Annotated in this window: 1 protein-coding gene; it reads right to left on the reverse strand. The window is 25.7% G+C overall.

Features of this window, described 5'->3' with window-relative positions:
• Positions 1-249, reverse strand: a 249-nt coding sequence (locus AC061C_RS15955; RefSeq protein ID WP_478291991.1) for a hypothetical protein, incomplete at both ends; no start/stop codon positions are given.

Genomic DNA, 249 nt, shown 5'->3' on the forward strand with positions numbered 1-249 from the left:
TTATTGGAATCACTGGAATTACCAATAATATAAATGTTATTCCTTTCGTTTACATCCTTTGATGCAGTAATTACATTTATATTATTGGAATCACTGGAATTACCAATAATATAAATGTTATTCCTTTCGTTTACATCCTTTGATGCAGTAATTACATTTATATTATTGGAATCACTGGAATTACCAATAATATAAATGTTATTCCTTTCGTTTACATCCTTTGATGCAGTAATTACATTTATATTATTG

The sequence above is a fragment of the Flavobacterium sp. GNP010 genome, from assembly GCF_056428945.1.